23 protein-coding genes and 1 riboswitch are annotated in these 22,100 nt (G+C 39.3%); of the genes, 10 read left to right on the top strand and 13 right to left on the bottom strand.

The genetic code is table 11. The annotated features are described in order from the left end of the window. The 3 genes from LBQ60_22455 to rplU form a co-directional block, all read right to left on the bottom strand. Positions 1 to 438 (bottom strand): serine--tRNA ligase (locus LBQ60_22455; GenBank protein ID MDR2040688.1); only part of this gene is annotated, 438 nt, incomplete at its 3' end. Between the two features lie 101 nt (positions 439 to 539). Further along, positions 540 to 800: a 50S ribosomal protein L27 gene (gene rpmA / locus LBQ60_22450; protein MDR2040687.1), complete on the bottom strand. Its 261-nt coding sequence runs from the start codon at positions 798 to 800 to the stop codon at positions 540 to 542. Between the two features lie 32 nt (positions 801 to 832). Beyond that, on the bottom strand, positions 833 to 1,144 hold the full coding sequence (gene rplU / locus LBQ60_22445; GenBank protein ID MDR2040686.1) for a 50S ribosomal protein L21: 312 nt from the start codon (positions 1,142 to 1,144) through the stop codon (positions 833 to 835). A gap of 233 nt (positions 1,145 to 1,377) precedes the next feature. On the opposite strand from rplU, the gene pth reads away from it, so the two are divergent. The 7 genes from pth to LBQ60_22410 all read left to right on the top strand — a co-directional run bounded on the left by pth (position 1,378) and on the right by LBQ60_22410 (position 7,291). Beyond that, positions 1,378 to 1,941, top strand: coding sequence for an aminoacyl-tRNA hydrolase (pth, locus tag LBQ60_22440; GenBank protein ID MDR2040685.1), 564 nt, complete (start codon positions 1,378 to 1,380; stop codon positions 1,939 to 1,941). A 2-nt stretch (positions 1,942 to 1,943) separates the two neighbouring features. After that, on the top strand, positions 1,944 to 2,330 hold the full coding sequence (locus LBQ60_22435) for an RNA-binding S4 domain-containing protein (protein ID MDR2040684.1): 387 nt from the start codon (positions 1,944 to 1,946) through the stop codon (positions 2,328 to 2,330). Beyond that, positions 2,327 to 2,848 (top strand): DUF4924 family protein, encoded by a 522-nt coding sequence (locus LBQ60_22430; GenBank protein ID MDR2040683.1) that lies wholly within the window; start codon positions 2,327 to 2,329, stop codon positions 2,846 to 2,848. The genes LBQ60_22435 and LBQ60_22430 overlap by 4 nt, the downstream gene beginning before the upstream one ends. 47 nt (positions 2,849 to 2,895) lie before the next feature. After that, positions 2,896 to 4,179, top strand: a complete 1,284-nt coding sequence (locus LBQ60_22425) for a hemolysin family protein (protein ID MDR2040682.1) — start codon at positions 2,896 to 2,898, stop codon at positions 4,177 to 4,179. Between the two features lie 68 nt (positions 4,180 to 4,247). Then, a complete protein-coding gene (locus LBQ60_22420) occupies positions 4,248 to 4,796 on the top strand; it encodes a cob(I)yrinic acid a,c-diamide adenosyltransferase (GenBank protein MDR2040681.1) in 549 nt (182 codons plus the stop codon). 65 nt (positions 4,797 to 4,861) lie between these two features. Continuing rightward, a complete protein-coding gene (locus LBQ60_22415) occupies positions 4,862 to 5,083 on the top strand; it encodes a DUF2795 domain-containing protein (GenBank protein ID MDR2040680.1) in 222 nt (73 codons plus the stop codon). 150 nt (positions 5,084 to 5,233) lie between these two features. Further along, entirely contained in the window at positions 5,234 to 7,291 is a 2,058-nt protein-coding gene (locus LBQ60_22410; GenBank protein MDR2040679.1) for a transketolase, read from the top strand. Positions 7,292 to 7,383: 92 nt separating this feature from the next. Here LBQ60_22410 and LBQ60_22405 read toward each other — a convergent pair whose 3' ends face one another. From LBQ60_22405 to LBQ60_22360, 10 genes are all read right to left on the bottom strand, one after another. Then, a complete protein-coding gene (locus tag LBQ60_22405; protein ID MDR2040678.1) occupies positions 7,384 to 8,559 on the bottom strand; it encodes a glycoside hydrolase in 1,176 nt (391 codons plus the stop codon). A gap of 196 nt (positions 8,560 to 8,755) precedes the next feature. Beyond that, positions 8,756 to 9,949 carry a sodium ion-translocating decarboxylase subunit beta gene (locus LBQ60_22400; GenBank protein ID MDR2040677.1) on the bottom strand — a complete coding sequence of 398 codons (1,194 nt, stop codon included), beginning with the start codon at positions 9,947 to 9,949 and terminating at the stop codon, positions 8,756 to 8,758. 5 nt (positions 9,950 to 9,954) lie between these two features. Next, the gene (locus LBQ60_22395) at positions 9,955 to 11,844 is read right to left on the bottom strand and encodes an oxaloacetate decarboxylase (protein ID MDR2040676.1); all 1,890 of its coding nucleotides are present in this window, start codon (positions 11,842 to 11,844) and stop codon (positions 9,955 to 9,957) included. A 116-nt stretch (positions 11,845 to 11,960) separates the two neighbouring features. Next, entirely contained in the window at positions 11,961 to 12,224 is a 264-nt protein-coding gene (locus LBQ60_22390; protein MDR2040675.1) for an OadG family protein, read from the bottom strand. 192 nt (positions 12,225 to 12,416) lie between these two features. Beyond that, positions 12,417 to 13,187 (bottom strand): nitrilase family protein, encoded by a 771-nt coding sequence (locus LBQ60_22385; protein ID MDR2040674.1) that lies wholly within the window; start codon positions 13,185 to 13,187, stop codon positions 12,417 to 12,419. A gap of 81 nt (positions 13,188 to 13,268) precedes the next feature. Further along, the gene (locus LBQ60_22380; GenBank protein MDR2040673.1) at positions 13,269 to 13,781 is read right to left on the bottom strand and encodes a DUF3575 domain-containing protein; all 513 of its coding nucleotides are present in this window, start codon (positions 13,779 to 13,781) and stop codon (positions 13,269 to 13,271) included. Positions 13,782 to 13,877: 96 nt separating this feature from the next. Beyond that, a complete protein-coding gene (locus tag LBQ60_22375) occupies positions 13,878 to 14,207 on the bottom strand; it encodes a cation transporter (protein MDR2040672.1) in 330 nt (109 codons plus the stop codon). A 31-nt stretch (positions 14,208 to 14,238) separates the two neighbouring features. Beyond that, positions 14,239 to 16,491 carry a TonB-dependent receptor gene (locus tag LBQ60_22370; protein ID MDR2040671.1) on the bottom strand — a complete coding sequence of 751 codons (2,253 nt, stop codon included), beginning with the start codon at positions 16,489 to 16,491 and terminating at the stop codon, positions 14,239 to 14,241. 66 nt (positions 16,492 to 16,557) lie between these two features. After that, positions 16,558 to 17,025: a hypothetical protein gene (locus LBQ60_22365; GenBank protein ID MDR2040670.1), complete on the bottom strand. Its 468-nt coding sequence runs from the start codon at positions 17,023 to 17,025 to the stop codon at positions 16,558 to 16,560. Next, positions 17,022 to 19,136, bottom strand: a complete 2,115-nt coding sequence (locus LBQ60_22360; protein MDR2040669.1) for a carboxy terminal-processing peptidase — start codon at positions 19,134 to 19,136, stop codon at positions 17,022 to 17,024. The genes LBQ60_22365 and LBQ60_22360 overlap by 4 nt, the downstream gene beginning before the upstream one ends. A gap of 229 nt (positions 19,137 to 19,365) precedes the next feature. On the opposite strand from LBQ60_22360, the gene lpxD reads away from it, so the two are divergent. From lpxD to LBQ60_22345, 3 genes are all read left to right on the top strand, one after another. Beyond that, positions 19,366 to 20,394: a UDP-3-O-(3-hydroxymyristoyl)glucosamine N-acyltransferase gene (lpxD, locus tag LBQ60_22355; GenBank protein MDR2040668.1), complete on the top strand. Its 1,029-nt coding sequence runs from the start codon at positions 19,366 to 19,368 to the stop codon at positions 20,392 to 20,394. 5 nt (positions 20,395 to 20,399) lie between these two features. Next, the gene (locus LBQ60_22350; GenBank protein ID MDR2040667.1) at positions 20,400 to 21,191 is read left to right on the top strand and encodes an SDR family oxidoreductase; all 792 of its coding nucleotides are present in this window, start codon (positions 20,400 to 20,402) and stop codon (positions 21,189 to 21,191) included. 39 nt (positions 21,192 to 21,230) lie between these two features. Next, positions 21,231 to 21,326, top strand: a riboswitch (TPP riboswitch). Between the two features lie 68 nt (positions 21,327 to 21,394). Further along, the gene (locus LBQ60_22345; GenBank protein ID MDR2040666.1) at positions 21,395 to 22,093 is read left to right on the top strand and encodes a class I SAM-dependent methyltransferase; all 699 of its coding nucleotides are present in this window, start codon (positions 21,395 to 21,397) and stop codon (positions 22,091 to 22,093) included. Positions 22,094 to 22,100 lie beyond the last annotated feature (7 nt).

Below are 22,100 nucleotides of genomic sequence, written 5' to 3'. Positions count from 1 at the left end.
CAAATCCCAGTGAGGCAAAGCGTTTTCCGGTAGATCGGGAACTTGCCCCCCGGAACGAACCACCACATTATCGGCAGCACTTTTCCCTACCGGGACAGAATGATGCGGAACATTGGGCAGTTGTACCAGTAAATCTTTTAATTTTTGCTCAGCTGATTCTTGTTCATGTAACAACGCTCCCGCTTTCTCTTTTAACTCGGAGACAGTCGATTTGGCTCTTTCTGCAACTTCCTTCTGACCGGATTTCATCAAAGCACCGATCTCTTTCGATTTAGTGTTCAATTCAGCCTGAATAAGATCAGCCTGTACTTGCATCTTCTTTCGCAATACATCGGTTTCCAGCAATTGTTCTATAATCTCCCCCGCTTCAAAACCTTTGATTGCCAATAACCGGATCACTTCTTCTTTATTTTCCTCGATGAATTTTATGGTCAGCATGGAAGTAATGAATAAAATTTTGAGACAATATTTTTATGTACAAACAAAAAATCTCCTGCAGTAACTACAGGAGACCTTATTATTTTAAATGGTATCTGTTGTTACTTTTCAAAAGGAACAACGGACACGAACGACTTGTTATCTGTTTTTTTACGGAATGCAACAGTACCGTCGACCAAAGCATAAAGTGTATGGTCACGGCCAATACCTACATTTTCACCGGGATTATGTTTGGTTCCTCGTTGACGGACCAAAATATTACCTGCCTTGCAAACCTGCCCGCCAAATAATTTAACACCTAATCGTTTACTTTCGGATTCACGTCCGTTACGAGAACTACCGACGCCTTTTTTATGTGCCATTTTTCTTTATATTTTATCTTTTATCCAAATTCCTATACAGTGATCCCTTCGATCAGGAGTTGTGTCAAATCCTGACGATGACCGTTCAGTTTTTGGTATCCTTTTCTTCTCTTTTTCTTGAATACCAAAACCTTATCACCCCGGACATGGGAAACAATGGATGCGCTCACTGAAGCACCATCTACCACAGGCGTACCCACCTTGATACTTTTATCATTATCAACCAGATAAACCTTATCAAATGATAATTTGTCACCCACTTCTCCTGTTTGGCGATGTACAAATATTTTTTGGTCTTTGTTTACTTTAAACTGCTGACCGGCGATTTCTACTATTGCGTACATTATAATATCTTATATTTTTCGGCTTGCAAAAGTAGGTACTTTTTACATAATAACAAATATTTTTTGAATATTTTCTTTATTTATTCTTTTTTCGGCCACCGAAAGCAATATAAACCTAAGCAATGATCGTTTAAAAATGGCTTTTCTTTGAAGAATTCATGATTCATAGGTACATCCCCCATAAAGTTTTGTACATTTGTCATTCAAAAATATATAGAATTCGACAAATTGCCGTGAAATATTTGGTTGCAGGATTGGGAAATATAGGTGATGAATATGCCAATACACGACATAACATTGGTTTTCGTATGTTGGACAGTCTGGCTGCAGAAGAAAAAATCAGCTTTGCAGACAAACGTTATGGTTTTGTCGCCGAATATAAATACAAGGGACGCACTTTTATCTTACTGAAGCCTTCCACATATATGAATTTAAGCGGCCGTGCCGTGAATTATTGGTTACAGAAGGAAAAAATAACACAGGACCATTTATTGGTATTGCTGGATGATATCGCATTACCTTTCGGGACCATACGCTTAAAATCAAAGGGCAGCGACGGAGGACACAATGGTTTGAGAAATATCAACGATGTTTTAGGAACCCAGGAATATGCCCGTTTACGTTTTGGCATCGGAAGTAGTTTTTCACAGGGACAACAAATCAATTATGTATTAGGCGAGTGGTCGGATGAAGAAGAAAAAGCGTTACCCGAACGGTTGAAATTAACATCGGATTTAATCAAAAGTTTCGGCACGATCGGGGTAGAACGAACCATGAATTTTTTTAACAATAAATGATAATGGCTACAGAAATACAAACAGTACGTATCGATAAATTTCTATGGTCGGTCAGGCTATTCAAAACAAGAAACCTAGCTGCGGAAGCATGCGAAAAACACCGCGTATTACTTAATAATATGGAAGTAAAACCTTCCCGGAATGTTAAAACAGGAGATCTTTTGATGATCAAAAAACCACCGGTAGTACATACCTATGAAATAGTCAAACTGGTAGACAAACGGCAATCAGCATCACTGGTGAAAGATTACATTATAGAAACTACCGCTCAAGAAGAACTCGACAAGGCCGATATAGCAAAAATGACGGCTTTTGTTCAACGGGATCGTGGTGCCGGACGTCCAACAAAAAAAGAACGCCGTACCATTGATAAATTAACGTCCATATGATCATTGCGCAGCAAAAAAGAAAAGAAAATATTATCGAATACATATTATATATGTGGCACATCGAAGATCTGATACGTGCCAATGATTTCGATATGGATAAAATCAGGAAACATGTAATTTCACGATTCGAACAACCTTCCGAAGTCATTCGTCAGATGGAGGATTGGTATCAGAAACTGATCGGACAGATGGAAAATGAAGAGATACGGAAGGGCGGACATCTCTCTGATCTGGTGGAGCTAACGCATCAATTGAATGATTTCCACCTGAACCTGATCAACGATCTGAATGAACCGCAATATAATCAGGCATATCATCTGGCGCAACCTTACATCGCCGAACTGAAAAAAAAGTCCAATCCCGGCACAACAGAAATTGAAGTCTGCCTGAATGCCTTGTACATGTTGATGATGATGCGTATAAATAAAACAGTGCCATCCGATGAAACAACAGCAGCAGTCAGCACTTTTAGTAACATGTTATCCCTATTGAACCTTAAATATAGGCAACGAAAATGATTATTCATACCTACCTTACAAAGAAGCTATTATAATATAATCGATATATGGAAATATTTATCATTCTTGGACTGATATTGTTGAACGGTATTTTCTCCATGACAGAAATGGCCATGGTATCTGCCCGGAAAGTAAAGCTGGAGGTACAGGCAGAGAAAGGTAGCAAAAAAGCAAAAGATGTTCTGAAAATTATGGAACATCCGGACAATTTTCTATCCACAATACAGATATGGATTACTGTAATTGGTATCCTTACGGGTATTTTCTCAGGAGAAAGTATACAGGCCGGATTAAATGACTTCTTCCAGCGTTTCGATACACTTAAACCCATAAGCGGGGTTTTATCGACTACGGTCATTGTGATCATTGTCACATATTTTACACTGGTACTGGGAGAACTGGTTCCCAAGCGTATCGGATTAACACAGGCTGAAGGCATTGCAAAAAATATGGCACCGGTCATGAATGTACTCAGCAAAATTATGTTCCCGTTCATCTGGCTACTATCTGTTTCAACAAAATTACTGGTCAAATTATTACGGATAAAAAAACGGGACACATTGGTTACGGAAGAGGAAATCAGGGCCATGATAGAAGAAAGCGCCGAACAGGGTGGAATAGAAGTTGCCGAACAGGAAATGATCGAGCGGGTATTCCATCTGGACGACCGGAATATCAGTTCTCTAATGACACACCGAAAGAATATCTTCTGGTTGAATACCAATTACGACCAAATTTCAGATGTCATGGATTATGTCCGGGAGCACCCTTTTTCGGTATATCCGGTATGTGAAGATGAATTGGATCATGTCATCGGATTTGTACGGAACCGTGATCTATTTTCCTTATCCGAGAAAAAAACACTAAAAGATCTTTGCCGTATTGCATTATTTGTACCTGAAAGCAATTCAGCCTATTCAGTGATGGAATTGTTCAAGAAAACAGGTATACACGTTTGTTTTGTAGTGGATGAATACGGGTCGTTACAGGGAATGGTAACACTCAATGATATGTTTGAGGCCATTGTCGGTGACATGCATGATATAGAAAGTACATCCGGGCAACAGGAAATTATAGCCCGGGACGAAAATTCGTACTGGGTGGATGCCCAAATACATTTTTATGATTTTCTGGATTATTTTGGTTATGATAATATTCCAACAAGGTTTGATACCCTTGCCGGATTTATCCTCAATGAGTTGGAACACATCCCTAAACTTGGTGAAAAATTGGAATGGAAGGCGTTTACCTTTGAAATTGCAGATATGGACGGCCAACGTATAGATAAAGTGCTGGTTACGCTTAATCCGGTGGTACCTGAAGACGATTAAATCAGCAAGCCTATTATCGAACCAAAATACTTCATTGTATGTTATTGAATTAAATATCTCATAAGTTCATGAAAGTATATACAAAAACCGGAGATAAGGGAAAAACCGCATTGATCGGGGGTAAAAGAGTAAAAAAGGATCATCCGAGAATAGAAGCTTACGGAACGGTTGATGAATTGATGGCCCATGTTGCGTTGTTGATGGATCTGCTGAATAATAAAAATGACCAGGAGTTTTTATCATGGATACTGGAACGGCTAATGACTATATCTTCTATTTTAGCTGCAGAAGGTGACATCATAAAAAAAATTCCGGAACTGAAGCCTGAAAATGTTGTCCTGATAGAGAAAAAAATTGATGAAATGGAGGCAGCTTTAGAACCACTTCATAGTTTCATCCTTCCGGGAGGACATCCTGTTATATCTCAATGCCATATTGTGCGTACAGTATGTCGCCGTACCGAACGCGTTATTGTAGCACTAGAATCTGAATATTCAGTCCCTGATCCTGTAAATGAATATATTAACAGATTATCGGATTATTTTTTCGTTCTATCCCGAAAAATCGCAAAAGAATTGAACATTATGCCAAAAAACTGGACTCCTATTGTCGATTAGTAATATTTTTTTTATCTTCGCAATCCAAAAAATAAGTATTCGATTAATAATTAAATAGTTAAGATATGTATTGGACAATAGAATTAGCTTCGAAATTGGAAGATGCACCTTGGCCCGCTACTAAAGATGAATTGATTGATTTTGCAATAAGGTCAGGAGCCCCTTTAGAAGTGATCGAAAATTTACAGGAAATAGAAGATGAGGGCGAAATATATGAAAGTATTGAGGATATTTGGCCGGATTATCCCAGTAAGGATGATTTCTTTTTCAACGAAGACGAATATTAGATCAACTAAATGAGGGACGTTTTCCCTCTTTTTTATTCACCAAACAAAAAACAATCACTATCTTTGAAGCTTGTAAATACAAGTTGTGTATTTCATATACGCGCTGTGGTAAATAGTACACTATAATAACTAAAACAATTTAGATTCAAGATGGACAATAAGATCGTTAACAAATCGGCCGACAATATCCGCATATTGGCAGCGGCAATGGTTGAAAAAGCAAAATCGGGACACCCGGGTGGCGCCATGGGTGGTGCTGATTTCATCAATATCCTGTATACCGAATTCCTGAATTATGACCCTTCTGACATGACGTGGGTCAATCGCGACCGTTTTTTCCTGGATCCTGGACACATGTCGCCTATGTTGTACTCCATACTTACCCTTACAGGAAACTATACCATAGAAGATATTAAAAATTTCCGCCAATGGGGAAGCCCGACTCCGGGACATCCTGAAGTCGATGTAAAACGAGGGGTAGAAAACACCTCCGGACCTCTTGGACAGGGACATGCAATGGCTGTTGGTGCCGCTATTACAGAAAAATTTTTACAGGCGCGTTTCGGAGAGTGGATGTCACATAAAATTTACGCATTCATTTCCGACGGAGGCGTACAGGAAGAAATTTCCCAGGGTGCAGGACGTATTGCCGGACATTTAGGTTTGGATAACCTGATCATGTTCTATGATTCAAACGATATACAATTGTCTACTGAAACCCATGAAGTAACCAGTGAAGATACAGCTAAGAAGTATGAAGCCTGGGGATGGGAAGTAATGACCATTAAAGGTAACGATGCCGACCAGATACGGCAGGCTTTGACAAAAGCCCAAACCATAAAAGACAAACCGGTACTGATCATTGGTAAAACTATCATGGGAAAAGGTGCTATTACAGAAAACGGGGAATCCTTTGAATGTAAATGTGCCACACATGGAATGCCATTAGGCGAAGCTGGTGCCTCTTTTGCCAAAACTATTACCAATCTGGGAGGAAATCCGAATGACCCGTTTGTTATTTTTGATGATGTCAAAGAGCATTATGCTAAAATACGCGAACAAAAGATACAGGCTGCCGCCCAGAAGAAAAAAACACAAGCCGAGTGGGAAGCTTCCAACCCCATATTAGCAGCCAAATTCAAAGCTTTCTTTTCCGGGAAAGCGCCTTCAATTGATTATGCATCGATCGAACAAAAAGAAAACTCAGCAACAAGAGCGGCTTCATCCACTGTTTTAGCTCACTTTGCCAAGAATATTGAAAATATGATCGTCGCTTCTGCCGACTTATCGAACAGCGACAAAACAGATGGATTCCTGAAAAACACCAAAGCGTTAAAAAAGGGAGACTTCTCAGGAGCCTTCCTGCAAGCAGGAGTTTGTGAATTGACCATGGCAGCAGTAGCCAACGGCATTGCACTTCATGGCGGGGTATTTGTAGCCTGTGGAACATTTTTCGTATTTTCGGATTACATCAAACCTGCTTTCCGTTTATCCGCTTTAATGGAATTACCTGTCAAGTACATCTGGACACATGACGCTTTCCGCGTTGGCGAGGACGGACCAACCCACCAACCGGTCGAACAAGAAGCGCAGATTCGTTTGATGGAACAACTAAAGAATCATTCAGGACAGCCCTCTGCGTTGGTACTTCGTCCTGCCGATACACTGGAAACCAATGTCGCGTGGAAAATGGCAATGGAGAATTTATCCACTCCAACCGCATTGATCCTTTCACGCCAGAACATCAAAGATGTTCCGGCACGCAAAGGTTCAGACCGTTATACTGATGCCTTACAGGCAGAAAAAGGTGCTTATGTAGCCTGGAAAAATACAGATCAACCTGAATTGATCCTGCTAGCTAATGGTTCGGAAGTTGCGACATGTATTGAAGGGGCAGAAAAACTGGCTGCAGAAAAGGGGCTCAAAGTGTGGGTCGTTGATGCCATATCCGAAGGATTATTCCGACTGCAGACAGATGAATATCAGAAATCCGTTGTTCCCTGCGGCATACCTGTACTCGGACTAACAGCCGGGCTTCCGGTAACATTAAAAGGATTAGTAGGTCCTTTCGGAAAAGTAATTGGCATGGAAAGTTTTGGCTTCTCTGCACCATACAAAATCCTTGACGAAAAATTAGGATATACCGGAGAAAATGTATTCCGTAACGCATTAGAATATCTATCATCTTACAAGGCTTCATGTAAATGATAATATCCCTCTAAAAAAGAAAACCCTCCATATACATACATATGGAGGGTTTTTTCGGTCCATCCCAATTCTTAAGTGATGATTTCAAGTCATTACTTATGGCCTTCCAATGCTATAATTGTTCCGGCAATGTGTCGTATCCCATTATTTTTATTAAAATAATAAACAATCAATACCTTGCCGTCATTCAACAAAACAGGCCAGGTATAGCCTAAATCCCCATTTGCACCATCTTCACGCAGGATTATTTCCTGAGCGGTTTTATAATCCGTACATTCCGGATTCAATATCCGCGCCCGAATACCATAAGGAGGATGACGATAACCATATGTCAACAGAACCCTATTGTCTGGTAGTCTTAAGGCATTTATCGGATGACCTTTAAAGTTCATACTTTCCCATTTTCCAAAAGTTTTCCCTCCATCTACAGAGCGTGCAATAGTTGCATATCCGTCATAATTTTCTGTCCTAAGGAAAGCCACAATGTCACCTTTAGGTGTCTCATATATAGATGTTTCATTGAATGCGACTTTGTCATCTTCAGCAATTAATGACTCATATTTCCATGTGATACCTTTATCCTCTGAAGTAATCAGATGGACTTTCGTGGTTTTTTCAGCAGCGGCTGCAACCGCCCACAATATACGACCGTCCTCAGCCTCATATAATGCTCCCCTGTTATAGGCTGGTAAATGCACTCCCATAGGCGTATAATTCTTTGTATCTATATGTAATGGATAAAAAGGGCCGTCCCATTTTTTACCATCTTCGGTCCGGATAACATAACCGCCTAAAAAAGTTGCATTTGCAAGACTGATATAAGACTTTCCCGTATCAGATACTCTATCCGGATTGAGAAAGGCCCAAGCATAACTTGTACAAAGGATCGAACCATCACGCATCTGTAACAGACAAGGGTCCTGTGATCCACCAAACGGATGGGCATAGATCAGTTCAGGCTCTTTTGTCCAGTTTTCTCCATCATCCGAACGAACCATTACCAGATAACTATTCGGATCTAGATGATTGGTATACCTCTCACCAAATACTTTACGATCCGGAGCACGGCGAAATGCGACAAAAAGCTCCCCATCAGGACGTTTTATGACGGAAGGGAAAGCCGAATAAAACATAGAGTCGGCATAAATAATTATATCTTTCACCTTCTTTACATCACTTATTTCCTGTGTTATCACATCATTAGATATACCACCCCAAATGATAAATATGCTTATTACTAATAGCTTTCTAATAAGATTTTGTTCCATAAGCACTTATAGGTTTTTAAGACTAAAAAGACGAAAGATAAGTAATTTTAAGAAAAAACACATATGAAAAGCCTTTCGATGATCTATTAACATCATCTCTCATCATGATTAATAATTTCCAATTGTGGATCCAGACAAAACAAAAAGGCAGGAAAATGAATTCCTGCCTCCTCAATATAATTTGTTTACTTTCTTTTTAACCCAGGAAAGAAATCAGTACACCTGCAGCAACAGCCGAACCGATCACCCCTGATATGTTACTTGACATACAATATTGCAATACATGGTTTTTCGGATCATATTTTAATGCAATTTCATTAGCCACACGCGACGCCATAGGTACTGCGCTCAATCCGGTAGCCCCGACCAACGGGTTAATTTTCTTCTTACTGAACAGATTGAACAACTTCACAAACATAATCCCGCCAAAGATGGACAATGCAAAAGCGAGAAACCCGCCGACAATGATACCGATTGTTTTCAGATCAAGGAATGATTCTACTGTCATAGTTGCCCCCACACACAGGCCTAAAAAGATGGTTGCCGCATTCATAATACTATTTGAAGCTGCATCGAATAAGCGACTGGTATTGGCTCCGATTTCCTTTACAAGGTTACCGAACATCAACATTCCCACCAATGCAACTGCAGATGGAACGAATATCGCGACTAAAGTGGTAATTGCTATTGGAAAAATAATCTTCAGCACACGCATATTTTTGATCTCTGTCTTATTCGGATATAGCTTATCCTGCTCTTTCATGTTGATGGATAACTCCTTCTTGCTACATGTTAACCTGACAACCAGTGGAATAATCACCGGCACCAAGGCCATATAAGAGTATGCAGCTATAGCTATGGGACCTAAGAGGTGAGGAGCTAATTTGATGGTGGTGTAAATCGCCGTCGGTCCATCAGCCCCGCCGATAATCCCCAAAGAAGCTGCTTCTTTTGGTGTGAAGCCCAACAAAATAGAAATCAATAATACGGCAAATATCCCCAATTGTGCTGCTCCACCAAAAATAGAGAGACGCAGGTTTTTCAATAACGGACCAAAATCTGTCAACGCCCCTACTCCCATGAATATGATCGGAGGGAGAAATCCAGTTTTTATCAACAGATAATACAGAAAATTCATCAAACCGTCTTCTTTGGCAATCTGCAAAATTTCCTTGCTTTCCAACCCTTGTGTCACTCCCATTTGTCCTCCGGGAAAATTTGCCAACAATACCCCGAAGGCTATTGGAACCAAAAGCATTGGTTCGTATTCTTTTTTTATCCCAAGGTACAGGAGCACAAAAGCCAATACATACATAATAAGGAACTGTGGCTCAGCAATGATGTTGCTGATCGCAGTCATGTCATATAATTTATCAAAAATATTATCCATCAGTATCAGATAAATTTCATGAGTACATCATCTTCCATCACTGAACTACCGTTAGCGACAGGGATTTCTACAATCTTTCCATCCCATTCGGCCTGAATAGCATTATAAGTTTTCATGGCCTCTATATAACAGATCACTTGTCCTTTCTTCACCATATCACCTACCTTAAGAGGCGTTTCAGACGTATCTTTTGTCAGGAAAAATTTACCTTCAAGCGGGGACAACAATTCTTTTGCATCTGAAGGAGCGGCTGCAGCCGGAGACGGAGATGGTGCAACAGAAGCCGAGGCAAGGGGCGTAGCAGGCATTACAGAAGCATCTGCATTTTCTCCGAACGAAACTGTCACCCTGAACTTTTCACCGTTCACATCCACCATCATATTTTGCGGGCTTGCAGGCAATTCCGCTGTAACTACAGGATTCTCCTTTTGTTCTTTTTCTGCTTTCCGCTTAGCTACATCGATTTTAAAATCGACTTTGGCTTTACCCGACTTATAAGCCTCGTATTGGGCGGGGTGCATGGCATATTCGAACAATTCTTCATCATCCTGTCCAAATTCCCAGGCCTTTTCATTCATTTGTGTCCTGAACTTATCCAAGGCATCCGGATAATTAGTCTGGGGATCCCCGGTAAAGAATTCACGGCCTTCAGCTTTTGCCTTTTCAATGATCACAGGATCCAGTTCACCGGGAAGGCGTCCGGCCTTTCCTAAGATCATGTCCCAGATATCATCAGCAATCATGCTCCAGCGTTCTTTACCTTTTTCCATCTGGATCACGTTCATCAATGCCAGGTTTTTTACATATTGGCTAAAAGGAGTAACCAACGGTGGATAACCTATTTTAGGCCATACATAAGATACTTCATCAAATAACTTGATCAGTAACTGATCCTGAGTCATGGGTTGCTGGCCTTTTTTAGCCCGGGATTTGTTAATACTGTCAAGGTTACTTTCAAGGTCTGCCATCAGGCTTCCCATCATACCTCCCGGTAAACCAGGACCGATCAGAAGTGAGTTCATCAGGCGGTTTTTAGGACTGATGTATAACCCGAGGAAGTCATCCATAAACTCCTGAGTCAATGAACGAACCTCCATATATGCTTCCATATTGATTTCCGGGACTTTAAATCCGGCATCCTTCAACATAGCCTGTAATGTAAGTATATCGGCATGTCCGGTACCCCATGATAAAGGCTCCATACCGGCATCAATATAATCACATCCGGCTTTACATACTTCCAAAACACTGGCAACACTGAAGCCTGGACCTGCATGACTGTGATAAGACACCGGAATTTCAGGATGAGCAGCTTTGATATTGGCTACGATTTTCCCTAAGGATTCCGGACGGCCAATACCTGCCATATCTTTGATACAGATTTCGTCTGCTCCAAGCCGGATCAGTTCAAGCGCCATATTTGTATAATATTCTACCGTATGGATAGGAGAAACTGTAATACTCAATGCAGCCTGGGAAATCATTCCTGCAGCTTTAGCATATTTAATAGAAGGTGCAATATTACGAACATCGTTCAATCCACAAAAAGTCCGGGCTATATCTGTTCCCTGAGCCTTTTTTACTTTATAGAACAGCTGACGTACATCATCAGGAACAGGGCTCATCCTCAAACCATTCAAACCACGGTCAAGCATATGGGTCTGTATTCCGGCCTCATGGAATGGCTTTGTCCACTCGCGGACCGCTTTATTCGGATTTTCTCCGAAAAGAAGATTTACCTGCTCAAATCCTCCTCCATTTGTTTCAACACGTGAGAAACACCCCATTTTCACAATAGCCGGTGCAACCCGAACCAATTGATCAACCCGTGGAACATATTTTCCGGCAGACTGCCACATATCCCGGTACATCAAACTAAACTTTATCTCTTTCATACACACTTAATTTATTTTCTATACAAGAACACCCATACTGTGTTCGCACACAGTTTTCATTTTAACTTATCTCAATTTCAAAATAATAGCGGGAAACCATCTCGAGCATGGCATAACTACATTTTTTCGATTTTCGTCACCTTTCCTTTTCCTCCTGTAACAGTACTGATCGCTGTAACAATTGCGGAAATGATATTTGGTGAGATTTGAGACTGATCAGATTGGACTGCCTGAACCGCTTTCCTGGGAAGTTCTGCCGGGATATATTTATTCACAAACAAGATAAGTCCTTTTCCAAGGGCAATTACCAGGCAAAGAATTAGAAAAACTGTCGGAAATCCAACAAGAAACAATAATAATCCGGTTTGAAAATCAGTCATTGATTTTGTTTTTTTATGTTATACGGCACAAAATTAAAAAAAAATATGAAAAAATAAAATCCTACAGGGTGCATAATAACAGTATTTTCAATTTTTAGGGCGGACTTCTTCTTTTTTATATCAAAAAATCATTCTATTTTTGTGCTAAATTGGGGGAGAAGTTGTGATCATAAGATAAATTTTAAGCAGATTTTACTGCTCAAAAGAAAATTGATCCATATCATTCAGTACCGGGAATTTTTTTCGAAAATCGAGCAATTCACTTATTGACAGCTGAAACGTTGCTATTCCTTCTTGATTTTCCGGAAGGATTCCGATCATGTTTCCCTTAGGGCCAAATACAACGGAATTGCCGTTATGTTCCAATCCATTTACATCTTTACCTATCCTGTTCACTCCGGCGACAAAACACTGATTTTCCAAAGCACGCGCTTTTAATAATGTCATCCAGACATCATTTCGTACTGATGGCCAACTGGCAGAACAAACCAGTAAATCATACGGAAGGTTTAAATTATTACGGCACCATGCAGGAAAACGCAAATCATAGCATATTATCGGCATGACCTCCCACCCCGTATAGTTGAATTGCTGTTTTTTGTTGCCCGGGGTAAAAAGGTTGGACTCTTCCGACATACTAAATAAATGATGTTTGTCATAATATCCATTCTTTCCTTCGGGAGACACCCAATAAAAACGATTATAATAATATCTGTCAACAACCGGGATGCTACCCATCACCAAAGCTCCTGTCTTCTTTGCTTGTTGTTGCATCCAAGATAAGGTTCCTTTGTTTTGACCAACAACCTGTCCGACACTCATACTAAAACCTGTAGAAAACATTTCCGGTAATATGATCATATCGGTTTTTCCAATAAGTGGCTCCATCATCCTGCTTAAATAAGACAGGTTATATGGTACATCCTCCCATCGAGGATCGTATTGAATCAAACTTATATTCATTTTTTAGTGTTACATTTTTCACAAAAATAAAAATTCCCCGCTATCTGAATAACAGGGAATATTCAAAAAGATCAGGCGTTCTTAAAAATATACACTGATACCGCCCCCAATCGTGAATGTTATGTCATAATCACTGGAAAAGGGAAACCATATGGAAAGCATCGGTTCTAGTGATACATTTTGGTTCAGGAAAAAAGCATAACCACCACTCAGGGTCATACCAAAGGTGGCATCTACATCCTTTTCCTTATAAATATTGAGCACATCACCAACAAAGAAACTACCTTTTGACTGTTCCAAAAAGTAATAACGTACTCCGACATCTATCCCAAAATGATTGGTTTTGATTTTCTCCCCGGCAACCTTATGCGAAGAAGCTCCGACATTTAACCCGGCAACCAGTGCCAGTTTATCTATCAAAAAATATCCACCGTAAGCACCAACAGTGAAATCGGTTGTCCCGTCACTAAACGACAGGTCAAGGTTACTTACATTTGCATTTACATAAAAATCACCTTTGCTTAACGGAAGTTGGGCGCAAATTGTCCCTACTGATAATACAGTAAATAATACTAGAAAAACGACTTTTTTCATGGTAAAAATGTTAAAATAATTAGTTTGTGTGTTTATTACCATGCAAATATAATCCTTTTCTAATAAAAAGAGTGATGCATACATAAATAGAGAAAACTACTTCTTCTCTTCTTTTGTGTCAATTTTTTCTACAGTGAAACTCAATTTTTCAATGCTTTCTTTTAATTTATCTTCTGTAGTTTTACTCGGATCATAATCTACCTTCACTGTTTTTTTCTTTAAATCGACTTTAATGTCCTTTACGCCTTTTTCCCATGGAAGATTTTTTTCAATCTTAGCCTGACAATTATGACAATTCATATTTACAGCAAATGTCACTTCCTCCGTCTTTTTGGTTTTTTGTTGTTTCTTACTTTCCTGTGCATTCAGAGTGACTAAACCTGTTAAAAGAAAGAAAAAGAGGGGTATCCATCGTATCAACTTCATATTCGTACGTTTTAAATTTGTATAAAGATAACTAAAATTTACCTATTCGAAGCCTGATCCCGGCATATATTTTTCGTCCCATCAAAGGCCCCCATATCATTGAAGAGTCAAAATCCGGACCAAAAGGATTCTGGTGATCAATAATAGGGTCATCCTGTTTGTAATTAAATATGTTCTCTATACCCAGATATATATCAAACCGTTTGGTATTTTTGGTGATCTGGGCAAAATATACCGGGAACCATGGAGATTCATCTGCCGGAGTATCATAACCGGACAAACTTGGTAAGCGTGAAGGCCCATTGATCTGTGCGGTAACATCAAAAACCCACTTCTTAAAGTTGGTAGCATAGGAAAGGTTCAATAATCCACGGTAACGCGAAGTAAGCGGTTTTTCGACTTTATAATGAAGATCATTTTGAGTCAATGTCATCCATGTCCGATTGTACCTAAACGCGGCAAACAAATCCAATCCCCTGAGTAAGGTAAATGACATGTCTGTCTGCCATACATTGGCATAAGAACTACCTTGCAGATTATAAAAGAAAACACGGTTACGGTCTCTTTCGATATCAACAACAGCTTGATTTTGAAAGCGAGTATGAAAATAATCCATACTTAAAGTCAACTTCCGGTCGCTCCATATAGGAATATAAAAAGTGATGTTACCGCCATAATTCCATGCCTGTTCTATATCTATTTCCCTAATACCATCAAGTTCAAATCTACGTGAAGACGCCATCAATCCAATATTGTCCGCAATAACATTGGGTGAACGATATCCTCGTCCTGCTGATCCCCTTAATATGATATCATCGGTTATATTATACTTGATATTGGTTCTGGGAGTGAATAACCACCCGTATTTACTGTTATAATCAGTCCTCATTCCCAAAATGAATACAAATTTCTCGAGGTATGAATAAGTATATTGCACAAATGCACCCGGAACAATCTCATCCCTATTTAATTGTGTATATGGGATATTATTGTAGGATAAACGATCCTGGTATGCTTTCTCATACTGATCGTAGGTAAAACTAATTCCTGTAGTGTACTGATGAGAAGTGTTATTAATGAACGAAGTAAATAAGATATTGCTATAAAAGGTGTTCTGAGTACCCTTAAAATCTTTCATTCCAAATTCCGAGTCCAGCTCATGACGGGTAAAACTATTGATAATACCTATACTTTGCCCCTCTTTGCTACCTACATAAAATCCTGTTTTATTATATATTGAGAAATGTTTATTTTCTATATTAGTCTGAAACCTGTCAGAAAAATCTGAAAGTTGTCCCCCTTCCCGTTTCTCATACAGGAGTTTTATTCCTGTCCTTGATTCAATTCGCTTCTCCGGATTGAGATAAAACCATCTATTATAGAGATTTATCATTTTTGATTTAGGCATATCCAAAAATCCGTCATCATTGCCATCATGCTCCTTTGATTCGATAGAACCGTGCAACATCAATCCACTCCAGAGATATTTTCCAACCTGAGCGGCTCCAGTAATATTCCCCTCGTAACGATTGGCATCATCCATAAAAAGATTGACAAAAAACGTCTCGGTATTGTTCGGTTTTTTAAATTCCAGATTTATCTGTCCGACAACAGATTCATAACCATTAACCACTGAAGAAGCTCCTTTTGAAATCTGGATCGACTCCAACCATGTTCCCGGAACATAACTCCATCCGAAAGTAGAAGATAATCCCCGTAAAGTCGGTATATTCTCATCCAACATCTGACTGTATATACCTGACAAACCCAGCAACTGTACCTGTTTGGCCCCAGATATTGCATCTGTAAACCCGACAGTTACCGTAGCACTATTTTCAAAGCTTTCGGATAAATTACAACATGCCATCTTCATTAAACCGGCTTTATTGATGAGCTCTGTCTTCAACGGCGTTATCCGGGATATATTCGTTCCCAGCTGGTTGGCTGAAACAAGGGCTTCTGAAAGCTGCACACCTTCCGAAAGAATGAATTCGATATCCTCAGGTTCATTATCGGATATCAGGATACTATCCGGAATATAGCCGATAAAAGACGCGATAAGATAGGTATTTGCTTCTTTTTTCAGGGAAAACTCGCCATCAGGATTAGTGGTGGTTCCGCCTTTACTTCCCGAAAAATATATGTTTGCTCCGGGAAGAGGGGTTTTTACTCCATTTTCATCCGACATGAACACATGCCCTCTGATGACCTGCGATTTCACGAGGCCCGTTCCCCATAAGAGAATAACGAATAAAAATATACTGTTTATTTTGAATTGTACCATAAGAATGCCTGATTAAAATATATCATTGAAAAATCATCTTCTGAAAAACTCCAGGAGATAAATCAATCACAATCTTAGTTGGCAAACCTGATAGATTAAAGGTACTTTGGCAAAATTATCCGGTGGGTGGGTTTTCTCAAATGCTGCACTTACCAGAACCGGAGGAAAGTCAAATTGTACAGGTAATTCATGATCATAAATAAAAACATCCTGTTCTGTTTTCTGGGTTATATTATTCACCATACATTCAACATCCTCATCAAACAACAGGGACTCAGTAATACAACATTGTTTACTCCAAATATTTTCAGATATATCTTTTTTTATCCCATAGAATGTAGAACCGGAAAAATCCGATCTTTCATGACCACAAGATGAAAAATTGGACCGGCAACATGTTGATCCACTTTCGAAAAAACACCAAAAGCCAACATCACTATTGCCACAACGACTACACTTATGGATAGAAAACCCCATAGTTGCAGTGAGGTACAACAAAATACATAATCCGGCTATGGTCCTTCTGAATATCATTTATTTTTCATATCACCGATTACCGATACTGCTTCTTCCAGAAAAATGTCTTTATTCAAATCTTCAATCCATTTTTCATACCGGGAAATTTTGGCCGTATCTCCTACTATTGCAGCTTGATCCTCATTCAAAATAGCAATATTCAAACTTGTCTGGTTTTTACTTAGCTCATCAAAACGTTTACTCTCTTCACTTCGTTTGGATTCTATTTTCCTAAACTCATCAATATTCAAAGGAACACTACTCTCCTCTCTCATCTGTTTCAAAATATCCACCTGTTCCGATAAAAGTTTAAAGGCTTTATTTTTAGAAGTCCGATCATAACTCTTTTTCTGTACTTTTTTTACGGCTACCGGATTTTTCCATACCTTGTATTGGGCAGGTTGTATGGAAGTCCATGGCAGACAATTATCTTCGAAACGTTCGCCGATACCCAATTCACTATATAGATCCGGCAGAATAATATCAGGGGTTACTCCTTTTAACTGTGTCGACCCGCCATTAACCCGGTAAAACTTCTGAATAGTCATTTTCAAGGATCCTAAGGGCTTGAGTTTGCTTAATGCCGGATTATTGGCAACTAACTCATCAAGGTCTGCAATTGCCTGTACTGTTCCTTTACCAAAAGTGCTGGGTCCTCCAATAATAATAGCCCTTTGATAATCCTGCATAGCGGCAGCCAAGATTTCAGATGCCGAGGCGCTTAAGGTATTCACCAGAATTACTAATGGCCCATCATAGGATGACGAAAATGAAGCATCTGAAGTTAATACACGCGGTAAGCCAATATTATATTTGGTCTGCACTACCGGCCCCTGATCTACAAACAATCCGGACATCCTGATAGCATCGGAGAGCGAGCCTCCGCCATTCGACCGCAAGTCGAGCATAATTCCCTGTACATTTTCTTTTTTCAGTTTTTCAATCTCTTTAGCTACATCATCAGAAGAGGAACGTCCGGTAGCTGTTTGCTTAAAATCGACATAAAAACTGGGAAGATAGATATAACCTACCTTTATTTTATTTTTAGAATCTGTCAACACTGCCGATTTGGCATAAGTCTCTTCATCAATCACGACATCACGTGTAATCGTGATATCATGAACAGAACCGTCAGCCCGTTTAACAGTAAGTGTGACCTTAGTTCCTTTTTTTCCACGGATAAGCTTTACTGCATCATCCAAAAGCATTCCAAAAATATCTACCGCTTCTTCCTCATTCTCTTGCTTTACTTTTGTAATGAGATCATTTACTTTCAATTCCCCTTGTTTCCATGAGGGGCTACCGGGAATCAGCATAATAACTTTCGCATAACCGTCTGAAGGACTCAATTGTGCCCCGATACCTTCAAATTGTCCGGATATCTGTATATCAAATGATTCCTTATCAGATGGAGTCTGGTATTGTGTATGCGGGTCAAAAACAGATGTAATGGCGTTTATATACAAGGAGAAACGATCTTCATCCCTTAATTTGCTTCGATATGTAAACATATCATCATATGACTTTAGTATTCTTTTCCGCGCATCGGATTCTAATTCCTCATAACTTTTCCCTTTGATGGAATCAGTTGCATTATCCTGTGCTTTCAAGGCATTAGACAGATTTGCCAAAGTACGGTACTTTAATTCTTTTCTCCAGGCATCTTTTAATTCAATACTATTAGAAGGCCAATCAGTCTTATCAGGATTGGTTTCATAATTCTCATTCTGTGAAAAATCAAATGGACCAGACAATAATTCATGATAATAACCTTTTGTTTCAGTATACCGCTTATCCAGAATCTTAATAGACAGATCATATAATTCATAAGTTCCTCTATTCAGTTGATCATCGATCTGGAATTTATATTCCGACATTTCCTGGATATCTTCCTGTGTCAGGTATAATTTAGCCGGATCCATCTTTTTCAAATAGGCAATAAATGCTTTTTCAGAAAATTGGTCATTGATCTCCGGCGGATTAAAATGCTGCATTTTCAGTAGCTGCAGATTCATTTGCATCAAAACTTCATCTTTTTCCGAACGCTTACAGAAAGAATAAAGGAACGAGATGGAAATAAGTGCAATGATAGCAATAGGGATAAATATTCCGGTCTTAGTATTTTTCAAAGAATACTTTTTAGATGATGTCATACAATAAGTGATATAGATATAATTACAATATACAAAGAAAGTATAAATTATAATAACCTGCAAATCTTATACCATAAGGGATTTGATATATTATTATCCTAAAGGTTAAAGTTAATCCACCACCTTATTTGTGGATTATAATGTTGATATAGCTTTTACAGAAAAAACCGTTATTTTTGTCATATTAAACCATATGATATCAAAGATGAAATTTACAGCACAAATAATTGCAGACTATCTCCAGGGTGAAATAGTCGGAAATCCGGAGACAATCGTTTCCACTTTTGCAAAAATCGAAGAAGGGCATTCCGGAGCATTGAGTTTCCTTGCCAATCCAAAATATGAAAAATACCTTTATCAAACAGAGTCCAGCATTGTGATCATCAACAAATCACAAGCAATTGCGCAGCCTGTAAAAGCCACCCTGATAAAGGTGGATGATGCCTATAAATCATTTGCTGTGCTGCTGGATCTCTATGCATCAACAAAGGAAGAAAAGACAGGAAAAGAAGACCCTGTCTTTATATCGCCTACCGCACAACTGGGAGAAAACCTGTTCGTTGGTGCTTTCTCATATATTTCAGACAATGCGCAAATAGGTGATCATGTAAAAATCCACCAACATGTTTTTATTGGTGATAATGTACGTATTGGTAATAATACCGTCCTATATCCGGGAGTGAAGATATATCATGATTGTGTGATCGGTAGTGATTGCGTGTTCCATGCAGGTGTTGTTATCGGAGCCGACGGCTTCGGATTTGCACCACAATCCGAATCGGATTACAAAAAAATACCTCAAATAGGCAATGTTATCATAGAAGACCGGGTTGAAATCGGAGCCAACACCTGTGTGGACCGTGCCACAATGGGATCAACTATTATACGCAGGGGTGTAAAACTGGATAATCTTGTCCAAATCGCCCATAACGTGGAGATTGGTGAAAATACAGTAATTGCTTCCCAGGTAGGAATATCCGGATCCTGTAAAATAGGTAAGAACTGCATGTTTGGAGGACAAGTAGGATTAGCAGGCCATATCTCTATTGCCGACGGCACTAAAATCGGAGCACAATCGGGACTGAATGCAAGCATAAAAAAAGCAGACCAGACATTACTGGGTACCCCGGCCACGGATTATCAGGATTGCCTGAAATCATATGTACTGGTCAGAAACCTGCCGTCAATCAAGAAAAAAATAGATGAGCTGGAAAGAAAGCTAACAGATAAATAACCGGCATGGAATCTCAATATGCATTAATAACGGGAGCTTCCGGCGGTATTGGGTTGGAATTTGCCAACATTGCTGCATCTCAGGGAATGAATTTAATTCTGATAGCCCGCAGTGCTGAAAAGCTAATGCGATTAAGAGAAGAACTGGAAAAAACGCATTCAATTAAGGTATTGGCTGTTGGATGTGACCTTTCTCAACCCGACGCTTCCGAAAAAATAGTCGCATTATTGAAACAACGAAATATTGTACCGGACGTTTTGATCAATAATGCCGGTTTCGGACTATATGGCCCGTTTGAATATACCGATCACGAAACCGAAGCAGATATGATGCAGGTGAACATGGTGACACTTACGGAATTGACCAAGATTATTTACAAAAAAATGAGAGAAAGAAACCAGGGCCGCATATTGAATGTTTCATCTATTGCAGGATTTATCCCCGGACCTTTAATGGCTGTATACTATGCGACAAAGGCCTATGTCCTTTCATTTTCCGAAGCCCTTGCCAATGAAGCAAAAAATAGTAATATCAACATCACTGTATTGTGTCCCGGACCCACTTCAACAAATTTTGAAACAACTGCTATGGCCCAAAACTCAAATCTATTCAAAAGATTTGGAAAATTACCTACAGGCAAACAAGTAGCCGAATATGGGTGGCATTGTATGATGAAAGGCAAAGTTGTTGCTGTCTATGGGTGGAAAAACCGCTGTATGTTATTTTTTATCCGTTTTTTACCACGGAAATCGATAACTGCATTCGTCAGAAAGATACAAAGTCCGATAAATGTTTAGTATCGATTGAACTTATTGATATTTTTTCTACATTTGCAGCCGTACTGTTAGGGGTGCTTGATTTTTTCAGGCTGAGATAACACCCTTGAACCTGAGATGTTTAATAACAGCGTAGGGAAACGGTCAAATATTTTTGTATTGATTCAAATACCAAATATCAACCGTTTCACTATGTGAAGCGGTTTTTTATTTAATATTTTTTTATGAAAAAAAGTTTTGATCAATATGCAGAGCAATATGATGCATGGTTCATTAAAAATAAACATGTATTGTATTCGGAATTAAAATTAGTGGCCCATTTTTTAAATAAGACGGATCGTATTCTTTCGGTGGGCTGCGGAAGCGGCCTGTTCGAAATGCTTTTACAGAAAGAATATGGTATTACCATAAAAAATGGGATCGAACCATCCAAAGGCATGGCTGCTATTGCAGAAAAAAGAGGAATGAACGTTATAATAGGAACGGCAGAAGATGCGGATTTTGGAATTTCCTTGTATGATGTAGTGCTATTTAACGGTACCCCCAGCTATATTAACGACCTGGAAAAAGCCTTTAATAAGGCATATCAGGCATTATGCCCGGGAGGGAAAATTATTGCGATTGATGTTCCCAAGGAAAGTTCATACGGATTGCTTTATAACCTGGCAAAGGCTGTCGGCAGCTGGGACCATCCCTTACTAAAAGGAACCCATCCGAATGATCCTTATCCTATTGAATTCGTCCAGATCGCTAATTGGAGAACAACATCCGAAAAAATTGAAATCCTTCAGGATACAGGCTTCAGCAATTTCCAATTTGCACAAACCCTGACCCGGCATCCGATATATTCGGATCATGCTGTTGAAGAACCCAGTGAAGGGTATGACCGTGGAGATTATGTGGCTATATACGCTGTTAAATAATATAAAA

The organism is Bacteroidales bacterium (assembly GCA_031275285.1).
In the GTDB taxonomy this organism is placed as follows: Bacteria; Bacteroidota; Bacteroidia; order Bacteroidales; family UBA4181; genus JAIRLS01.
Note: the sequence above shows the minus strand (reverse complement) of the source record. Positions and strands in the feature narration are given on the sequence as shown.

What these genes read in the sequence shown, in the direction of transcription:
- LBQ60_22425 (MDR2040682.1), top strand. Translation starts at nt 2,896, where the DNA reads ATGGAAATATTTATCATTCTTGGACTGATATTGTTGAACGGTATTTTC.
- LBQ60_22410 (MDR2040679.1), top strand. Translation starts at nt 5,234, where the DNA reads ATGGACAATAAGATCGTTAACAAATCGGCCGACAATATCCGCATATTG.
- LBQ60_22390 (MDR2040675.1), bottom strand. Translation starts at nt 12,224, where the DNA reads ATGACTGATTTTCAAACCGGATTATTATTGTTTCTTGTTGGATTTCCG.
- LBQ60_22375 (MDR2040672.1), bottom strand. Translation starts at nt 14,207, where the DNA reads ATGAAGTTGATACGATGGATACCCCTCTTTTTCTTTCTTTTAACAGGT.
- LBQ60_22430 (MDR2040683.1), top strand. Translation starts at nt 2,327, where the DNA reads ATGATCATTGCGCAGCAAAAAAGAAAAGAAAATATTATCGAATACATA.
- lpxD (MDR2040668.1), top strand. Translation starts at nt 19,366, where the DNA reads ATGAAATTTACAGCACAAATAATTGCAGACTATCTCCAGGGTGAAATA.
- LBQ60_22365 (MDR2040670.1), bottom strand. Translation starts at nt 17,025, where the DNA reads ATGATATTCAGAAGGACCATAGCCGGATTATGTATTTTGTTGTACCTC.
- LBQ60_22350 (MDR2040667.1), top strand. Translation starts at nt 20,400, where the DNA reads ATGGAATCTCAATATGCATTAATAACGGGAGCTTCCGGCGGTATTGGG.
- LBQ60_22405 (MDR2040678.1), bottom strand. Translation starts at nt 8,559, where the DNA reads ATGGAACAAAATCTTATTAGAAAGCTATTAGTAATAAGCATATTTATC.
- LBQ60_22395 (MDR2040676.1), bottom strand. Translation starts at nt 11,844, where the DNA reads ATGAAAGAGATAAAGTTTAGTTTGATGTACCGGGATATGTGGCAGTCT.
- LBQ60_22380 (MDR2040673.1), bottom strand. Translation starts at nt 13,781, where the DNA reads ATGAAAAAAGTCGTTTTTCTAGTATTATTTACTGTATTATCAGTAGGG.
- rpmA (MDR2040687.1), bottom strand. Translation starts at nt 800, where the DNA reads ATGGCACATAAAAAAGGCGTCGGTAGTTCTCGTAACGGACGTGAATCC.
- LBQ60_22345 (MDR2040666.1), top strand. Translation starts at nt 21,395, where the DNA reads ATGAAAAAAAGTTTTGATCAATATGCAGAGCAATATGATGCATGGTTC.
- LBQ60_22385 (MDR2040674.1), bottom strand. Translation starts at nt 13,187, where the DNA reads ATGAATATAAGTTTGATTCAATACGATCCTCGATGGGAGGATGTACCA.
- LBQ60_22415 (MDR2040680.1), top strand. Translation starts at nt 4,862, where the DNA reads ATGTATTGGACAATAGAATTAGCTTCGAAATTGGAAGATGCACCTTGG.
- LBQ60_22435 (MDR2040684.1), top strand. Translation starts at nt 1,944, where the DNA reads ATGGCTACAGAAATACAAACAGTACGTATCGATAAATTTCTATGGTCG.
- LBQ60_22400 (MDR2040677.1), bottom strand. Translation starts at nt 9,949, where the DNA reads ATGGATAATATTTTTGATAAATTATATGACATGACTGCGATCAGCAAC.
- rplU (MDR2040686.1), bottom strand. Translation starts at nt 1,144, where the DNA reads ATGTACGCAATAGTAGAAATCGCCGGTCAGCAGTTTAAAGTAAACAAA.
- LBQ60_22370 (MDR2040671.1), bottom strand. Translation starts at nt 16,491, where the DNA reads ATGGTACAATTCAAAATAAACAGTATATTTTTATTCGTTATTCTCTTA.
- LBQ60_22420 (MDR2040681.1), top strand. Translation starts at nt 4,248, where the DNA reads ATGAAAGTATATACAAAAACCGGAGATAAGGGAAAAACCGCATTGATC.